This is a genomic window from Leptolyngbya sp. 7M (assembly GCF_018128485.1).
Map to the genome: position 1 here is coordinate 4,237,346 of NZ_CP070897.1, position 17,630 is coordinate 4,254,975.

Annotated in this window: 16 protein-coding genes; 8 read left to right on the top strand and 8 right to left on the bottom strand. The window is 47.7% G+C overall.

Annotated features, from left to right (window positions below; translation table 11 throughout):
- The first annotated feature begins 55 nt into the window (after window positions 1-55).
- Window positions 56-391 carry a GDP-mannose 4,6-dehydratase gene (locus JVX88_RS21690; protein ID WP_410503722.1) on the top strand — a complete coding sequence of 112 codons (336 nt, stop codon included), beginning with the start codon at window positions 56-58 and terminating at the stop codon, window positions 389-391.
- Entirely contained in the window at window positions 343-1,101 is a 759-nt protein-coding gene (locus tag JVX88_RS21695) for a hypothetical protein (RefSeq protein ID WP_211620177.1), read from the top strand. Before JVX88_RS21690 ends, JVX88_RS21695 begins: the two co-directional genes overlap by 49 nt.
- A 63-nt stretch (window positions 1,102-1,164) precedes the next feature.
- Here the strand turns inward: JVX88_RS21695 and JVX88_RS21700 are convergent, their stop codons facing one another.
- A complete protein-coding gene (locus tag JVX88_RS21700; RefSeq protein WP_211620178.1) occupies window positions 1,165-1,365 on the bottom strand; it encodes a hypothetical protein in 201 nt (66 codons plus the stop codon).
- A gap of 146 nt (window positions 1,366-1,511) precedes the next feature.
- Here JVX88_RS21700 and JVX88_RS44285 point away from each other — a divergent pair, with 146 nt between their 5' ends.
- The gene (locus JVX88_RS44285) at window positions 1,512-1,736 is read left to right on the top strand and encodes a helix-turn-helix domain-containing protein (RefSeq protein ID WP_211620179.1); all 225 of its coding nucleotides are present in this window, start codon (window positions 1,512-1,514) and stop codon (window positions 1,734-1,736) included.
- Window positions 1,737-2,301: 565 nt separating this feature from the next.
- Window positions 2,302-2,613 carry an FAD-dependent oxidoreductase gene (locus JVX88_RS21710; protein WP_211620180.1) on the top strand — a complete coding sequence of 104 codons (312 nt, stop codon included), beginning with the start codon at window positions 2,302-2,304 and terminating at the stop codon, window positions 2,611-2,613.
- Window positions 2,614-3,914: 1,301 nt separating this feature from the next.
- Here the strand turns inward: JVX88_RS21710 and JVX88_RS21715 are convergent.
- Complete coding sequence (locus JVX88_RS21715) at window positions 3,915-4,808, bottom strand: sterol desaturase family protein (protein ID WP_211620194.1); 894 nt, start codon at window positions 4,806-4,808, stop codon at window positions 3,915-3,917.
- A gap of 475 nt (window positions 4,809-5,283) precedes the next feature.
- Entirely contained in the window at window positions 5,284-6,456 is a 1,173-nt protein-coding gene (locus tag JVX88_RS21720; protein WP_211620196.1) for a response regulator, read from the bottom strand.
- Window positions 6,457-7,458: 1,002 nt separating this feature from the next.
- On the opposite strand from JVX88_RS21720, the gene JVX88_RS21725 reads away from it, so the two are divergent.
- Window positions 7,459-9,333, top strand: coding sequence for a tetratricopeptide repeat protein (locus JVX88_RS21725; protein ID WP_211620198.1), 1,875 nt, complete (start codon window positions 7,459-7,461; stop codon window positions 9,331-9,333).
- Between the two features lie 8 nt (window positions 9,334-9,341).
- On the opposite strand, the gene JVX88_RS21730 is transcribed toward JVX88_RS21725, so the two are convergent.
- The 5 genes from JVX88_RS21730 to JVX88_RS21745 all read right to left on the bottom strand — a co-directional run bounded on the left by JVX88_RS21730 (window position 9,342) and on the right by JVX88_RS21745 (window position 13,767).
- Window positions 9,342-11,507, bottom strand: a complete 2,166-nt coding sequence (locus JVX88_RS21730; protein ID WP_225931672.1) for a CHAT domain-containing protein — start codon at window positions 11,505-11,507, stop codon at window positions 9,342-9,344.
- Complete coding sequence (locus tag JVX88_RS21735; RefSeq protein ID WP_211629097.1) at window positions 11,504-11,794, bottom strand: hypothetical protein; 291 nt, start codon at window positions 11,792-11,794, stop codon at window positions 11,504-11,506. The genes JVX88_RS21730 and JVX88_RS21735 overlap by 4 nt, the downstream gene beginning before the upstream one ends.
- Window positions 11,795-11,998: 204 nt before the next feature.
- Complete coding sequence (locus tag JVX88_RS21740) at window positions 11,999-12,628, bottom strand: SGNH/GDSL hydrolase family protein (protein ID WP_211620202.1); 630 nt, start codon at window positions 12,626-12,628, stop codon at window positions 11,999-12,001.
- Between the two features lie 103 nt (window positions 12,629-12,731).
- Window positions 12,732-12,866 carry a hypothetical protein gene (locus JVX88_RS40890; protein WP_263975202.1) on the bottom strand — a complete coding sequence of 45 codons (135 nt, stop codon included), beginning with the start codon at window positions 12,864-12,866 and terminating at the stop codon, window positions 12,732-12,734.
- A gap of 361 nt (window positions 12,867-13,227) precedes the next feature.
- Window positions 13,228-13,767: a fatty acid desaturase gene (locus JVX88_RS21745; protein ID WP_211620204.1), complete on the bottom strand. Its 540-nt coding sequence runs from the start codon at window positions 13,765-13,767 to the stop codon at window positions 13,228-13,230.
- A gap of 1 nt (window position 13,768) precedes the next feature.
- Here JVX88_RS21745 and JVX88_RS21750 point away from each other — a divergent pair, with 1 nt between their 5' ends.
- The 3 genes from JVX88_RS21750 to JVX88_RS21760 all read left to right on the top strand — a co-directional run bounded on the left by JVX88_RS21750 (window position 13,769) and on the right by JVX88_RS21760 (window position 17,423).
- Window positions 13,769-15,907, top strand: a complete 2,139-nt coding sequence (locus JVX88_RS21750) for a GumC family protein (RefSeq protein WP_211620206.1) — start codon at window positions 13,769-13,771, stop codon at window positions 15,905-15,907.
- A 162-nt stretch (window positions 15,908-16,069) separates the two neighbouring features.
- On the top strand, window positions 16,070-16,300 hold the full coding sequence (locus JVX88_RS21755) for a hypothetical protein (protein ID WP_211620208.1): 231 nt from the start codon (window positions 16,070-16,072) through the stop codon (window positions 16,298-16,300).
- Window positions 16,301-16,625: 325 nt separating this feature from the next.
- Window positions 16,626-17,423, top strand: coding sequence for an LpxI family protein (locus JVX88_RS21760; RefSeq protein ID WP_211620210.1), 798 nt, complete (start codon window positions 16,626-16,628; stop codon window positions 17,421-17,423).
- Window positions 17,424-17,630: the final 207 nt, after the last annotated feature.

Consider the following 17,630-nt stretch of genomic DNA (forward strand, 5'->3'; position numbering starts at 1 on the left):
CTCTTTAAATCTAGGTAAGGTTTTTTCACTCATGTGATTTACGGAATATACAAGCATGACATCATCGAAACGCGCACTAATTACCGGGATTACCGGTCAAGACGGTTCCTACCTGAGCGAACTGCTGCTGGAAAAGGGCTACGAAGTGCATGGCATTATCCGCCGAACTTCAACCTTCAATACGGATCGGATCGACCATATCTATGAAGATCCGCATGAAGAACAGGCTCGTCTATTCTTACACTATGGTGATTTAACGGATGGAACCACCCTGCGGCGAATTCTAGAAGAAGTGCAGCCAACCGAGATCTACAACTTGGGTGCCCAGTCCCATGTGGCAAAGTGGCCAACCTTTCCTCTGGCGGCATGGGCATTGATGCCACGCCCTTGATCCATCCTGACAATATTGTGTTGGCGCAGGATATTGCCCAGCATTTTCAGCTCGTTTGTTTGGGAATCGATGTGCTGACGCCAGATATCAGTCGCTCATGGCGCGAGGGCCAGTTTGGGATCGTGGAAATTAACGCGGCTCCGGGAGTGTATATGCACCTCAAGCCGGCTATTGGTCACTGCGTCGATGTGACGCTGCCGATCCTGCATACCTTTTTTGAGACCGGAGACGATGCCCGTATTCCCATCATCACGTTCAACTATTTGCCCGTAGACGAACTACAAGAGCTAATCGATCAGATTTTGCTGCAACACCCCAATTGGATAATCGGAGCCATCTGTCGCGATGCGGTTTTTATCAATCGCTCCGAAAAAAATCTGTCTGGTTCCTACAACACCAAAGTTCAGAGCCTGCTGCGCAACCCCAAACTCGACTTGCTAATTGCCGAGTACCGCGAATCGGTATTTGAGCAGGAAGGGCTGTTCTACGACCGCAGCGATATCTTGATCCTCGATGATCCGACCGATATTGAACTGACGCTTAGTCGGGTGGTGCCAGAAGATGCTGCGGTGGTGATTAAAGAAAGAGACGCTATCTCAGTGCGCAGTCGGGGCTTGGTCGAGCAGTACAATCTGGGCGAAAATGAGCCGTTCAAGCGGATCTACTGGAGCGAAATTGCCGCAATTCTTCAGGCGTTGGCCGAAAAATGAATTTTGCTATGACCTCCAAGCCGATTGGTTGAAGGAGTTTCTGACTTCTGACTCCTACCCACTCTAACGCGACCTCAAATAGCGCCGCTGCAAATCAATCGTGTCCAACAGTTCACCAAGACTGTAGATTACTTCGGCCAGTGATTCGCGGAAAGTCGCATCTTCGGTCAGTTCGGACAGGGTTGACAAGAAGATTAGCTCAGCTTGAATGGCGTCGGACAGCAGCGCATAGTTCGAGCGAATCACCTGATGAATGGCGTCCATAACCTCATGACCAAAACAATCTACAAACCCTATACTACCATTTAATGGCAGTACTGTTAGTAGGAAGTGTCATCTAACAGTAAGATTGGCCGAAGCTCGATCCAGGAGTAGGCTACGAGTTGTTGCTATGTCCAACTGGTCCGGGAATGCCCATTCGCAACACTATTAAAGCTGTAGCAGCGTCTAAGGGAGACAACACCAACTACAAGTTTTGGAAGCGAACTGGGTTCCCACAGAGCACGGCTTACAGAATTTATAGAGATCCCACCGTCTACCCCTCTGCTCCTGTTCTGGAAGTAATCTGCAAGGTGTATGGCGTGCAGCCAGGAGACTGTCTGGAGTATGTGCCCGATGAGGAGGGATCTAGCTAGCTGAACGCTTTCAACCTTAAGGCAAAAATCCTGCGTCTGTGGTTTGTTCAACCGCATCAGAAATAGCTCCAGAGATTGCTCTAACCGGTCTCGCGGATTGCCAGCGCCAAGGCTTCGTCATGGGAATCTGCCACGCTGCGCCCTGGCAGAAGCCAGCTCTACTGTATAGCAAACTACAAAACAGCCCGATCAGCCTCTGTATGCTGTATACAAAGAGTTTGGTATACTTATAGAGCTTGAGTAGCCAACTAAATCAACCAAATTTTCAGCTCGTGCAGTACTAGCGGCTCGCTGGCGACGGGCTAAATGCTTGTACTTATCCATGCTTTATCGAATAGGCAAGCAGTGGCCAAGAGGCTCTCACTCTAGGCTAACCAGCTAACCAGGTCGAATTGACTCAAACATCCGAGGCTTTGTCAGGTCTGAGGATTGATCGAGCTTGAGAATGAGTAAAGTTTAAAGAACAGCACAATTTCACAACCAGTTCACAACCAGTCATACCTGCCCCGCAACAAGCGATTCAGCACCCAATCGATTCAGCACCAAGACGCATGAGGAAAACAGTATGCACAACTTGAAGGTTGTCATCATTGGTTCGGGCATTGGCGGTTTGACCGCAGGCATTGCACTGGCTCAGGCCGGGTATCAAGTCGAGATTTATGATCGGGTCGGGGAATTGCGTCCGGCGGGGGCAGGTATCTCTCTCTGGTCTAATGGGGTCAAGGTTCTCAACCGTTTGGGCCTGGGCGATCAAATCTCGAAATGTGGCGGTCAGATGGATCAGATGCAGTACCGCTACTGCACCGGCGAATTGCTGAATCATATTGATCTGTATCCGCTGCAAGCGAATTTTATCTTGAGAAGTTTGAAAGTCTGAAATAATTGCAAAATCGAGTACGCTTTGACTAGCGTAGTAGGCTTTGTTCTCATCTCCCAAGACAAAGCGATCGGCTCCGGGTGCACTACCTAAGCTCGAATCACCAAGCAGCACATCAATTTTTCCAGCACCCGGTTCTGCTGCACCCGGATCAATGCCAAGGATAGTATCATTACCTCCCCGTCCCCATAAAATGAGGTTAGTTGTCGGGTCGCCGAGGAGAATATCGCTGCCTGGAGTACCTGGATTTAATAATCCTAGAATTGAACCAATAATGCTATTGTCTTCAGAAGGTTCTTCTAGGAAGGTAACAATCTGAGGATTTGCAAGAGAATAACTCTGCCATACTCCAGCTATAATTATGGATAATAGTTGATCGGTATAGCTCTGAAAGGGGTTAAGGGTAATGAAAGAATTAGAAAAAGTATTGTTTCCGCGCTGAAACCAAGGGAAAACGTTCATAGTTTATTTAGAACAGAATATGACTAGAGTGAGCTTGAGCTAAACAAACCAAATAAAATCTGGAGCTAGACCAAGATGAAATCGACTATGAAAAATCAGCCCAATCTATCAAGCTGTATGAAAGCTTGGGGCAGCGAAGCCAGCAATTGCAACTCAAAGCTAGACCTTTTAGCTGAAAGGTCCAAGATAAATTCAGGCTTTAGCTGCTTTTTACTGTTGACTGCTAATTTTCTGTGTTAGCTATGTTGAATGCACTAAACACAGCTTCATAATCTTCATCAACAACCTTCTCGTCAACGTATTTACACCCAAATTGCTAAAAACGCTCGTTGCTTGCCAAAACATAGGCCATCTTGATTGACAATGGACCTGAATTGACAATCGATTGACCACCATGAAATAAACCAAAACGCTGAGGTTCAGACAAGCGCTTGAAGATGCTTGACTGACAAAACAGCACCCTTGAGAAGCACACCTTTACTTGCTGCCTGAATTTTTACATATTTATTTGACGCAGCTCAGTAGCTTCCTTGCTTCTTTATCAAGAAAAAACATTTGTTACTAGTAATACTAGTTAGGAAAATGCCAAAACGGCTTCCTAGGCTCGATTTTACAGTGTTCTACGTGATTGTACTTAAACTTTATAAAATTTTTAACTAAGTGTTTTGCTGTATCAGAAAAAATATAGGTTGAGTAATCCGTGGTCAGGATGTGGAGCAGAGTGAAAATCGCTAGCTGTTGTTGGGTTGGCAGCACAAAAAACTCGCCTAATTAGATAGACGAGACCAACAGCGAATTGAATCAAGTGTCCATTGAGCAGCAATACGAGTTGTCTTCCCTCAGCCCTGCCCCTCCAGCGGATGTGTATACTGAGTTGAATCGAGGGTAGCGCGATTAGAGTAGGATTGGTCTGGCCGCCAATCCGGAGGGTAGAAGGCAAACTTGAATCTTTCTGTCCAGCTTCGAGCTATGCGCAGATCGTTGAACAGTCTACCCCATTCACCTAAGGCGATCACAACAGGATTGTAAGAGCGAATTGGCTGGGTTAAGCCATAGACTGGTGGGTTGTGGAGCTGCTCTTCGGCAAAGGTGCCAAACCAGCGATCGAACACAATTAAAACGCCACCATAATTGCGGTCGATGTACTCCTGGTTTGAAGCGTGATGAACTCGGTGATGGGAAGGTGTATTCAAAAGCCATTCTAGCGGTCCCAGTTTAGGAATCAGCTCTGTATGAATCCAAAATTGATAGAGCAAGTTAATTGACAAACCTGTGAGAACAGCAAGCGGATGAAAGCCTAGCCAAATTAGTGGTATAAAAAACAGAATGTTGCCAGACAACCAACCCGTCCAGCCCAACCGATACGCTGCAGACAGGTTCAAATGCTCGACTGAATGATGTACAGCGTGGGTTGCCCACAGCCATCGCACTCGATGGGTCGCCCGATGGTACCAGTAATAGCAAAACTCGATACCTACAAACAGTAGGAGGAGATTCCAACCGGTATTGAGTGGCAGAGTGAACAAGCGGTGTTTCCACACCCAGAGCAGAATTCCTACATGTACCGATTTGAACATGGCGCTAGTCACAGAGTGCCCGATCGCGACTCCAAGAGATGCCAGGCTCTCTTTCCAAGAATAGTGATAGTTGCGGCTGCGCCGGATGAAGATAAATTCAATTAGAATCAATCCTATAAAGAACCAGTAGAGATGGTAAGTGAATAGGTACCGCATAGCAATGTTCTCCGGACTGAGCCATTGAAACGGTGATGCCACTCTGCTGTAAACAGCTCATCAGAATATGCATATCTGTGGTTGAATCTTCTACAACAAGTGCGGTACCCATAGTTATTCCCTCGTATGTAAGCAGCAGGTTAGAAAATGAACTTGAAAATTGCTATCGTCGTTGTTATTAGGCCATTAAGTAGATCAACATCATCAATTTGAAGAGCCGTAGTGTCAGCGTCTCGCTGGTGGGGGCAAGATGCCCGCACTGCATCTACCGTTTAATTAGATTGACCTACTTAGCCATTAGCCATTAGTCGTTAGTAGTAAATCGGTTGTTCACCTGATTACAAACGGCAAATCACTAGTAGTGCAATGACGCATGACGAATGTTCGCCAAAGTAGCATTCCCCCATTTGATAAATTTTTCATGTATTTCATAGTAACCTTTGCTCCCTACCTCATCTACCCCTCCACTCAATTTCTACAACTGCACCGAAGAAAGATCAGAAGCAGGTTGTAGGTGTTTATGAATAACCCCCAGCACTGCCTCAGCGTTGAGTGGTTTACTAAGAAAGTCGGAGGCCCCCACAAAGTTTGATCGCAGCCGATTGGCGTAACCATCGCTTCCAGTCAAAATCACAATTGGCGTTTTACGGAAACAGGAAATCTTGCGTAACTTCTCACAGATTTCATATCCATTCACGTTTGGCATTATCAAATCTAAAAAAATTAAATCTGGTTTACGAGCCAGCAAAATTCCAATTGCTCGCAGCGGATCCTCTACCCCCAAAAACTGATACCCCGATGTAATCAGCAATTGTTCCATCATGTTGCGCACCGTTGAGCTATCGTCTACGCAGGCAATCAATGCTGAGGTCGGTGTGACCATAATCTGCGCGGCTCTGGGCGGCTCCCGCTGAAATACGAGACCGGGTAAGTCAGCAATACTTGTGAATTCTACGAGACCCATCTGATTAAAGTGCTGCAAGGCTGATGTGATCTCTACTACATCTCGTCGCATTTCTATAGCCACATCTCTTAAAGTCCGCTGGCCATCGAGCAAATGGATTAGGGTTTGATATAGTTGAGCTGATCCTAACTGCCGTAGTTGATTGGGCTGCTTGATGATCGGAGCTTGATTTGGGGAATAGCCCTCTAAACCAGCTTGGTGCCATCGTTGTTGCCACAAGTCAGCCTTCCCAATAGCCATGTCTACTCCAATTGGCTGGAATAGAGGTGAGAATGTTTTACTATACTGAATTCTTTCTGTTACCTCTGTGGCCTGCATCACATCAAATATGACTTCAGTGATAGCCACATCAATGAACTTTTCGGCCTGTTCTAGCTTGATTCGCTGCTGCGTCACCCACAGGTTTAATAGGGCATACTCCCAGCTAAATTCATGTTTGGTTGGATCGACTTTCGCTAGGTCAGCTTGCCAAGCTAGCCGATAGGTTGGAATGCGAGGGCAAAACGTCAGCAAGTTCCGTCGCCATCGTCGCACAGGATGTGGGCCGCCTGTTGCATATAGAAGACGACCTTGACAGAAATAGAAATTCCAACACTGTCCTGCGGCGTCAGTCTGCACCAACTGGCCGGTGAACCGAAGCTGCTCAAGATTTTTTAAGAATTCGATATGTCTCAAAGCGGTCACTCTTCTCGCCTCAAAACTAGCAGGCAATAGACTTTGATTTGATGCTGGATTTAGGCTAGAACTCCTCACATGGTGATCTAGCGATCGTGGATACGAAGTGGTTGCTCTACGAATAACTGTAGATTTCCGTAGGGTGAATCCTGGTTATTTTCGGCGTGTGCAGGTGGATCTGAATAGCCGCAGGTTTTACCCCAACGATAGTTGGTACAGGATTTGAGACTCGAACCCTAGATCGGCAGATAATTGCAAACCCTGGTTGAAGCGGTAGATACTCAAAACTTAATCTGCACCCTACTTAAATCCTGCATGGGAATCCTGACTTCGATCTTTATGGAGTCCCTTCTTCGAGACAGCTGAGATGGAAACGTAGTCATAACAGCACAACACTCAATCCATAATCTTGTGTTCGATTCAGATCTGGCAATGGTTGATAGCAAGATTAACTGAATCTTCAAATATCCTGGATAGAAACTGGATTGCCTGACGGCGAACTCAGCTGTCGTGCAGCCTGATTCTTTATAATATTCTTTATAATAGAGGCTTTGCTTCAGCGCTTGATTCCGGGTGAGGTTGGTTATAAAGTTTCGTTGGCTGTCACGAAGCTTCGACAGGTGTGGTCTACTACAACCCCGATAAACCTGGCAGTACACCTGTAGCTCTACTAGAGTTGAACAAGAATCTCAATCTTGGTGCTGATTCCTTCCGGGTTATTGGCTAGAAATTGAGTAGATTTGATTTGCTTCAATTGATCGTGCAATTGATCCACTGAGACTGTCAAGCATCTACATTTAGCAAGGAACAGTGGTCTGTTACCTGCTAGTCTATTAACCGTAGAAACAACATACGCTGTGGTAAGCTCTGAGTGCTGTTTAGGGTTTGCCTCGTAAGCTTACACAGCAATTACGGCTCTGGGAATTTCTTCGTTTCGTGTTTCAAGGCTCTATTTATTAACTAAGTCATCTACTATTTCTATTTGCTCACACCTATCTAGGTACAGATCTAGTGAGTACTGATTCATCATTCAACTTGCGTCTGCATAGCCTTTATTACAATTTAGGATGTATTCTACATCAACAGGGCAAGTTGGCCGCAGCAGCCGATAGCTACAGTCAAGCACTAGCGCTGAAGCCAATACCAGCAGCTACAGCTTCCCAACGACGTCTGACGATTGGTCCTGAGCCGCATGGTCAACGGGTGAAGCGATCCCACTCCCAGCGCCATGTCAACTCGATTGATTACGCCAAGATTTACAACAATCTAGCCTGTTTGTTTGTACAGCAGGGGCGATGGCAGGAGGCAATTCAAACCTATCAGCAGGCGATTGCGATTCAACCTAACCAAGCGGCGTTGTATAACAATTTAGGTCGTGCCTTGTTTCGCCAGGATCCGGTGCAGGCTATTGGTGCCTATCGCCGTGCGATTGAATTGCAGCCCGATTTTGTCTTAGCGCACCACAACCTGGGCTTGACGCTGCAATATCAGGGACAGCATCGTGCTGCCATTGACTGCTTCCAACGCACATTGCAACTCAATCCAACCCATCTGTCTGCTCATAGCGATTGTGCTGTCTCTTGGTTAGCGTTGGGTGAAATCGATTTAATGCTGGATAGCTTGCGGCAGGCCATTCAGCTTGATGCTGACAAACTTGAATCTTACTGCGACGGGGTTGAGCAGGTGACAGATACCGATGATGAGTTGCTCTTAGCGAAAAAAAGCTGCGGTCGGTTTTTGCAAACGCTATTGCAGCAGACTGAATCAATCGACTGGAAGCCGGCCCGTGATTACCTGACTCAAACCTATTGCCATTGGGCCAATGTTCTAACCACCTATGGCGGCAGCGAACAGCTACGACGAGCCGAAATCTACTATCAGCGAGCCTTGCAGCTACAGCCGAAAAATGTTCTGATTGCGCTAGGGTTAGCCGACTGTTTAGTACAGCAAGAACGGTACAATGCAGCAATTTTGGTTTGCCATGCGGCTTTAGCCATTTGTCCGGATGCTGCTCCGATCTATCAGAAAGTAGGGTATGTCTTGGAGCAGCAACAGCACTACTCAGCTGCCATCATGTATTATCAAAAGGCGTTGAATTTGCCAAGTCAGTCAAAGCTACCGTTAAAACTACCATCAAAGCTGCCATTAAACAAGGCAGTTAAGATAACCGAGTTCACAGTAGGGTTGACAGCCGTTGCGGAAAGTGTTCCCCATGCTGTTTCCAAAAGCTACTACGCTTCCACTTGGGATTGGATGGTTGCCCATGACCTGACGGATAACTATGTAGCGTTATCGCTGAATGCCTTTGGCAAGACGGCCAATGCGGCAACCCAGCAGTTGGCGATGGAGCAAAATGATTATTCTATTGGTTCGGCTGTTGGTTTAGCAAATACTAGCTCAGCTAATGCTAATTCGGGTAACGGCGATAGTTGTGCAGGGTTGAACTGTACGCGCTGTTTGCAGCAAATCTGGGATCGGTTTAATCCAATTCATTTAGGTGATGGTTTACATATCTGCAATGGAAATCCCGTATCTATTGATACATTTCCTTTATTTGTTGCGAAGCTTCCTTATGGACAAGCTTGGGCCGTTCCGCAACAGAATGCTTGGATGGTGTGCAATGCCATTGCTGTACTTACGTCTGATCAATATCTGCTAGCTGATCTTTACCGTGCCTATCCCGGACAACTACCTGGATGTGACCATCCTGATTCTAATCTTCATCGAATATATACACAACCTTCTCTGGCTTCGTTGCAGAATATTGAAGGAAGGGTCGCCGTGTTATCAAGTCTCTCTGGTAACACCTACTTTCACTGGATGGTCGATGTTTTACCTCGCGACCAAATCCTGGTGCCGGTGCTCGATCAAGTCCGGTTGGGATAGGTCTAAATTTAATCCGCCTGCCCCACCAGGGTAAATGCTGCCCAGCATTGGGGATGGGGGTATTGCTGCCGGGTTGAGAGCATGGCTTGCCGTAGGGCTTGAGCCTTATCAGACTGGTGTAGCAGATTCTGATAAAACTGCGTCATCAGATAGGCCGTACTCTTATCGGGTACTTTCCAAAGCGAAACAATTACACTCGGTACTCCTGCCGCAATCAATGAGCGCGATAGGCCAATGACTCCATCGCCGGTAATTGTACCTCGACCCGTATCACACGCGCTTAGAACCACCAACTCTGCGCCTAAGGACAATTCGGCAATTTCAGCTGCCGTCAGTAGGCCATTTTGCCCGACGGAAGTTGCCGCGTCTGCTGGGTTATTAGAATCGGGTTCTGGCGCAAGCGCAAGCGCACCGGGAATGGTATGGATTCCAGCTGGATTGGTAACGCTATACTCTAGCAGTCCATGAGTAGCCAAATGGATCAATCGGGCCTGGGGCATTTGTTGCACGATTGTTTTCTTGGTAGCATTTGCCCCAGTGTATACTTTGGCATTAAAAAGAGCAGCAATCATCTCAGCTTCGCGTTGGGCTTCTGGCAACGGCATCAGGGGTGGAATCGTTGGTGATGTTGGCATCGTCGGGTTGCCCACGATTAGCACGGTATCCGGAGCAACGGCTGTTTGGTCGTACAGTGAACTCAGTTCCTGTCGTCGCTGGTGAGTCATCGCCAGAACTTGAATTGAAGGGGCAATTAAGACCGTATGCTGCTGGATCAGACAGGTGCCCTGTTCATCTTGGAGAGCGGCAAAGGGAACAAGAAACAGCTCAGCCTGGGGAATAACAATGACCCGCGTCGTGGAATCAGACGGAAATTGATCTCGAATCGGACGGATTAACAGATCATAAAGCTGCTGGAATGGATAAAGCAGTGGCTGCGGATGGGTTGGCTCTACATCGGGTTTGCTGTTGATTTGAGCTGACGCACTGCTGATCTTGCGTCCCCTTGCACCAATCATGGCTCGGCTCAGATGCACCAGCTCGCTGAGCGGTTGATCCAGATTAGCTAAATCAGTTGAGTGAAAGCTAATATCGCCGGTGGGCTGCACGACCCAAATATAGAGCTGTAGATGAGACCCGTCAACATTATTGATCAACGAATACTGTACGAGTACAGCGTTCTGTTGTTGCGCAATTTGTTGAATCGAAGCAATCGTGGGGGCCGAGGCGGCTAACGCTCTGGCCTGCTGATCCGAAAGCTGATTCGCCAATAGCTCTACAAAGGCTCTGGCTCGACCTCGTTCCGCCACTTCTAGCGCTTTGAGCTGTTTCTCCGGATTCGCTTGACTGACCAAAACGTCTTGCAGGAACTGATAGGCTTGGAGCTGGGTTTCAAAGAGCGAAACTTTATGGGTGTCTGATAAGTCAGATTGCCGTAATGTTTCTAAAATTTCTAAAGCGTCATAACATGCCTCTTCAGCAGCGGCAACTTGCCCTTCCTGGAATAATGTACTCCCTATATTCACCAACGTTATTCCTTGACCGGCGCGGTCGCCAATTGTCCGCGCGATTGCCAAACTTGCCTGAAGATAAGATAACGCTTGCGTGTATTGCTTCAAATACATATAGGCAGTGCCGATATTGTTGAGCGCAAACCATTCTCCAGAACAGTCGCTCACCTCGCGGGCCACCACCAGCGCCTGCTGATGAAATTCCAACGCCTGTTCAGGCTCTCCCAGATCTAAATAGATGGCTCCAATATTGTTCAGCGTCACGCCAACCGGAATGCGATTGCCTAATTCTCGCTGTACCGCTAAGGCATCTTTTAACGCAGCTAAGGCTTGTGGGTATTGTTTCAGATTGATGTAAATGGCACCGATATTATTGAGGATCGTTCCCTCCTGAGTGCGGTCACCAATTTGCCGCAGCAGGGTTAGAGCCTGCTGAAAGTGCTCCAAGGCTAGGGAATATTGCCCCAAATTTCGATAGATGCCGCCGATACTATTCAAGACAATGGCGGTTTGAGCCTCATCCTTCAGTTCTTGCGCAATTGCCAAAGCTTGCTGTGCGGACTGTAAGGCCCGCGCGTACTGACCTAAGTAGCTGAACGCAGCGCTCATGTTGTTGAGGATGAGACTGGCTTGAGCGCGATCGCCTGTGCGATGAGTTAGCGTCAGGGCCTGCTCAAATGGATATCATACTTGACACCTTCGTATTCACCAGTTTTGGGCAAATGTTTTTCTAGCAGTCCTAGTTCTCTAACAGTCGCCCCACCCACCGCCGTATTGATCACCTGATCCTGTGTTCCAATCGCAATACGGATGACTTTTCCAGAGTTGTTACCAGAATTGTTATTCGCACTCGTCTGCTCAGAGTTTGTACTGGAACAACCGCTCACTATTGCCACTGAAGCCATCACCAAACAGGACGCAATTCCTTGCTTGAGCCAGTTCTTATCTTGCATTACTCAAATTATTCAACTCATTTGGAACTTATTAATCCAGTAGTTTGGATACCCATCTGTAAATCGATATACATCTTTTGCGAACAGGGGCATTTGACTGATAAAAGTCTTAACTGAGTTGATACATTTTGTTTATGGCTAGCTGCGGTAGGCCGAGGCGTTTTAGCAGAGCTAATCTGGCTGCCCTGCTCTAGCCCAATCATCCTAGGCTTGTTTAGACAATCCCAAATAAGGAAGAAACGCTCGCCGCACTTCTGAAGCACCCCGCAGGCTTGGCTCGATTACGGCAGTAAACCAGGACGGATCGCCCGTGAGAAAGTGAGCATGCAGATCAACTAACTGTCCATAGCGATTAGCGACTTCTTGAATAAGAGTGTTGATCTGCTCAAGACTTTTGCGGGCAATCGCTGGGTCGATATTGAGAAAATTGCGGCTGTCATCACCTAAACTAGAATCGTATACATTACCTAGTAAAATAGGGCGAATCGGTAAATGTTGGACGAAGTGGTTAAGAGCATTAGCAAAGACATCCATTCCCCTACCCGTATCTTGAATCAATCCCTGCAACAGATCGTTACCGCCAATCGTGATCAGGGCAATTGCAGGCTCCTCAACCCTTAATCCCTGGATTTGAGCAGGTAAATCCTCAACCGTCGCACCATCAACAGCTCGATGCTCCAGCCGAGCCGGTCCCCTAGAGCTGAGATCCTGACCCGCAAATTCGGGAAATAGCACATCATTATTCCAAACCAGCAGTTGACCAGGGTGAACACCAAACTCGTTGTAGTGTCCACAGTCGAGAATCGAATCGCCAAACGTATATAAAGTTATCATTGTCTTTTGAATTGAGCAGTACCTACACAAGGAGACAGAAATCAGTATATCGCTCGGTGCGCTCTGTGGCTCTGTAGTTTAGCTATATCCAGTTGATTCAGACTCAAAGCCAGAAGCTAAGTTCCGAATCAGGATTGTAGAAGCTAGGCAGCTTGCGCCACCCGCTTGACCCCAACCCAACGGCTTGTTCCACAATATCTGCCGCTCGTTTGACGCCACCCGCTTGTTGGAAATGCACTCAGTCCCCCTCCATGCGCAATCACGGGCTGAACATCCAACCCTTTGCACGCTGCTGCAATGCAGTGAAAAATCTCTTTCATGTTTTGAACGCTGCCTAAAGACGCATAGATTAACAGCTGTCCAGTCAGTTGAGTAAATGGAAAGGTTGTCAATCGAGGAGATAGATTGCGAAAGAGTCCGGTGTAATGAAAACGACCGGGTATGTCGGGTATCGGAAACTCAAAGGCAGCAGGCTGTTGGCTAATGTGGGTTTTGGCAATCGACTCGTAAGTTTTACGATAGGGCAGCAACTTCCACTGTCGGCAATAGTGATTGATTACGCCTAGAATCGGCTAGCCGAATTCGGCAACGCCGGAAAATTAGCAGGAACGATGGAGCCGATGTACGGTTGGTAATTGCCACCAAGCTACCGATGGATGCTCGTGGTGCTCTTCGTGATAGCCAAAGTGGTAGCAGGTAATAAATGACCAGAATATCGGTAAAGGATTGGTACGAGCGCGATGGCTATTTTTGAAACCTTCACTTGGTTCGTTATGGGTTAGAAACGTGCCAAAGTAGAACAACTGCACTGAGCTTAGCACCGATGGAGCAACCCAAAATAGAGTTAGGTTATTTTGAGGAACATGTAGAATGTGATGCAGCAGGATATAAACCAGCGTTAGCCCAATCAACTGCTTCCACTTCCAGTAGCGACTTATGAAGTAGAAATACCAGCGTACAGGATGGTTGTGTTCACCGTCATGAAAGTCCGGATCTTGATCGCTGGCCGGATAGCGGTGATGCAGCCAATGTTTTTCCAGCAGTTCCCGGTAGGAGAACAACCCATAGCAGGTCACGGCCAATGAACCGAGGAAGTGATTAACCTTGGCTGATTGGGGATACGTTTCTGAGAACGCCACTATGAAGGCAACACAAAATCTTCCGATCCTGCTATCAACTCCCCCAATAGCGGCACCGCCCGAAAACGAAGGTGGATTAGAGCTAGGGCGCGTGGTAGCGGCACTGCGACGGCAGGTCTGGCTGATTGCTGGTGTGACAACCGTGATGATAGGGGCAGCCGTTCTCAAAATTGTAACGGCAACGCCGATTTATCGATCTGGTTTTGAGATTTTGACGGAACCGGTTACGGTGGAAACAGAAGTTTTGTCTTCTCTTCCCCAAACCCTGAGCAGCCGCCAAGACCAGTCCCTAACGACGACAACGCTGGACGAGACCAAGATCCGGGTTTTGCGTAGCCCCGATGTCTTAAACCCGGTTGTGGAGCAACTCAAGCGTGACTATCCTGAGATCACCTACGAAAGTTTGATTCGCGATCTGGTGATTCAAGTTGATGCAAAGAATATTTTGCAGGTCTCGTATGGCAACCCCGACAAAGAGCTGGTTCAAACTGTTTTGGATCTACTTTCCGAGGCATACCTCCGATATAGCCTGGAAGATCGCCGTCAAGATATTCGGCGGGGGATCGACTTTGTAGACAGCCAATTGCCTGCCTTAAAAAGTCAGGTAGCCCAATGGCAAGGCCAACTCCAGGAATTTCGGCAACAGTATAATTTGATTGACCCAGAGTCACAGGCTAGTTTGTTGTCGGATCAGATGGGGAGTCTTAGACGGGATCTGATCGAAACTCAAACTCAGCTGCGCGAAACTCGCTTGACCTATCAACAATTACAAACTGCTTTATCACAGCCGTCGCTGGAGCAAGCTGGTTCGTCCCCGCTCGTTGATAGTCCGCGCTATCAGAAATTGCTCGATCAATTATTGGAGATCGACAGCCAGCTAGCGCAAGATTCCATTCTTTATCTAGAGCGCAGCCCTGAACTGAACGTATTGATCCAACAGCGGCAGAATCTGTTGCCCTTGCTACAGCAAGAAGGCTTTCGGGTGGCACAGCAGGTAGCTAGTCAAATTCAGGAACTCCAGGATCGGGAGCAGTCCCTGAGTGCCTCAATTGGCTCAACCAATCAACAGATTAAGCAGCTCTCTGCTGTGATGCGCCAATATACCGACATCCAGCGAGAGCTAGAGATTGCTACTGATAATCTCACCCAATTTTTGGCGAAGCGTGAGGGGCTACGCATTGATGCAGCACAGCGCCAGTTGCCGTGGAGATTACTAACTGCACCCAATGAGCCTTATCCTAGTGCGGCAAGCACTAAACGAACGCTGGCATTAGGAGCAATTTTAGGATTACTGCTGGGTACAGGGGCCGCGTTGGCGATTGATCGATTGAGTAGTGTGCTACACACCTCTAAAGAAGTAAAAGATAGTGCGAAGCTGCCAATTCTAGGGATTATTCCGACGAATAAGTCACTGAACGAGTTGGATAAATGGCTCAGTTCAAATGCAGTGTTAGGCTCTCTAAACGGAAGCGGATCGATCGATTCTCTTCAATTCCATCGACTAATGGCTGATCCATTTCTAGAAGCCTTCCGACTACTCTGTGTGAATGTGAGACTGTTGAGTCCAGATCGGCCAATCCGTTCATTGACCGTAAGCTCGCCCGTTCCAGCCAATGGTAAAACCACGGTTGCCTTCTATTTGGCGCAGGTGGCGGCAGCAATGGGTCAACGTGTTCTATTAGTCGATGGGGATCTGCGGCGTCCTAGCCTGCATCATCGGTTAAATTTGTCGAACTCCCGCGGCCTAACTGATCTGATTGCTCACAGTCTGGAGTATGAGCAGGCCATTCAACAAACACCTTGGGAAAGCAATTTATATATTTTGCCCGCAGGATCGATTCCGCCAGAGCCTACCCGCATTCTCTCTTCTGAATCGATGCGACAAATCATCGAGAAAAATCGAACTGCTTTTGACCTGGTCATTTATGATGCTCCTCCGCTGCTGGGCTTTGCAGATACCTATCTGCTTTCCGAGCATACGGACGGCATTTTGCTTGTGGCTCGCTTGGGCCAATTGAAGCGTTCGCTCCTAGAAAAAGCATTAGAGGACTTAAGAATATCTTCTATTCCAGTTTTAGGGCTTGTCGTCAACGACTCTGCCGAGAAAACAGGCACAGCCTACAGCTACTACCGGTATTAAGCTGCGGTTCAAGCATTGTTTAGATAATGAATTGGAACCCCATGCTATGGAGTCGAACCAACGACCAATCACAGCAAAAAGCCGGTCAAGGCACATAGAGCCCGTAGCGCCGTCAAACGGCGACTGGTTCCTCGCTGGATCCCCGGTGTTTCAGCGGTAACGATGCTGGTGCTGCTGTGCCTTACCATAAATTTCAGGGCCTGGTCAGACCATGCACGCGAAACTGAAGAGCACCAACGCCTGAATGATGAAATAAAGAAAGCGATGATCGAGAATATCGCCTTACAAGAGCAGATACATTATTTGAAGAATGACTCGGACACGGTCGAAAAAGAGGTCAAAAAATTCGGTCTTGTCCGATCCGAAAAGATGAATTCGAAACCGGCGAAGTAGAACGAGCGGAGAGGTCTATCAACCGGTACATCCACCATAAATAGCTGCCTTTTGCCTATCAACTCCGCGCAACCTACAGGAATTCCTTCCGAAATCCTGGCCCGCGTCCCCGAAAACGCGGGCCAAACCATCTTATTAGGAGTAAATAAACCACTAAACACCGGCGTCATGCGGAATCATTGGCCGAGAAAAGCTTCGACACAAGTTTGCACAGAATAGGCATATTAGTTCAAATTAGCGACTATAGTTATTTGCTGGAATACGCAATACAAGATTCTCAACTCACGCAGACTTAAATAAAGGTAACTTCGGTAAAAGTATAATTATGGGATACGGATTGATCGCCGGTAACGGTCAGTTTCCATTTCTTGTCATCGAAGGTGCTCGGCGACAGGGTGTCGAGCTATCCGTGATCGCGATCAAGGAAGAGACGTTTCCTGAAATAGAGAGTGTGGCCGATAAGATCAAATGGGTCGGGATAGGCCAGCTTGGAAAAATGATCGAGTTTTTCAAGCGCGAAGGTGTAAATAGAGCGATCATGGCCGGACAGGTAAAGCACATACAGATCTTTTCAGGCTCGCTACCCGATGCCCGGATGTTGAAAATGCTATGGAATTTGCCGAAACGCAATACCGATGCATTGATCGGAGGAGTTGCAGCAGAACTTGCGAGAGAAGGGATTGAACTGATCGATTCTACTTATTTCATCCAAGACAAGTTAGCTCCGGAAGGTTCAATAACTAAACGATCTCCGACCAAGGTCGAACAGGAGAATATTGAATATGGGCTCAATGTTGCATCTGAGATCGCCAGATTAGATCTAGGCCAGACGATCGTTGTCAGAGCTAAGGCGTGTGTTGCGGTGGAGGCAATGGAGGGCACCGACGCCACTATTCGCCGGGCCGGAGAGCTTGCCAACGGCAAACTAACGGTCGTTAAAGTAGCCAAGCCCGATCAAGATATGCGCTTTGACGTCCCTGTAGTAGGTGTGCCAACTGTCGAGACGATGATCGCCGCAGGCGCGACGTGCCTTTCCGTGACGGCCGGGAAAACACTCATCTTCGATCGTGACGAAATGATCGCTCTGGCCGACAAGAACAAAATAGCGATCATCGGCAACTGAAAAGAAACAAATCTGTTTTTTTGACGTATCAATTTCTTCAAAGAAACCCTCTCAAATTGGAGAATAAATGAAGCAACGAATTTATAATTTCTTTCTTGTTATTGTTCTGCTCGTGCCATCCATTGCGCTGGCACAGGCCCCCATCCGCATTTCGCCACAGGAGCGGCAAATAGCCGAAACTATCCAGGCAGATCAGCTAAGCAATTG

Excerpts from the sequence above, each read along its gene's own strand:
- JVX88_RS21735 (WP_211629097.1), bottom strand. The coding sequence starts at position 11,794 with ATGCAAGATAAGAACTGGCTCAAGCAAGGAATTGCGTCCTGTTTGGTG.
- JVX88_RS21690 (WP_410503722.1), top strand. The coding sequence starts at position 56 with ATGACATCATCGAAACGCGCACTAATTACCGGGATTACCGGTCAAGAC.
- JVX88_RS21700 (WP_211620178.1), bottom strand. The coding sequence starts at position 1,365 with ATGGACGCCATTCATCAGGTGATTCGCTCGAACTATGCGCTGCTGTCC.
- JVX88_RS21715 (WP_211620194.1), bottom strand. The coding sequence starts at position 4,808 with ATGCGGTACCTATTCACTTACCATCTCTACTGGTTCTTTATAGGATTG.
- JVX88_RS21740 (WP_211620202.1), bottom strand. The coding sequence starts at position 12,628 with ATGATAACTTTATATACGTTTGGCGATTCGATTCTCGACTGTGGACAC.
- JVX88_RS21760 (WP_211620210.1), top strand. The coding sequence starts at position 16,626 with ATGGGATACGGATTGATCGCCGGTAACGGTCAGTTTCCATTTCTTGTC.
- JVX88_RS44285 (WP_211620179.1), top strand. The coding sequence starts at position 1,512 with ATGCCCATTCGCAACACTATTAAAGCTGTAGCAGCGTCTAAGGGAGAC.
- JVX88_RS21755 (WP_211620208.1), top strand. The coding sequence starts at position 16,070 with ATGCTGGTGCTGCTGTGCCTTACCATAAATTTCAGGGCCTGGTCAGAC.
- JVX88_RS21710 (WP_211620180.1), top strand. The coding sequence starts at position 2,302 with ATGCACAACTTGAAGGTTGTCATCATTGGTTCGGGCATTGGCGGTTTG.
- JVX88_RS21750 (WP_211620206.1), top strand. The coding sequence starts at position 13,769 with ATGAAGGCAACACAAAATCTTCCGATCCTGCTATCAACTCCCCCAATA.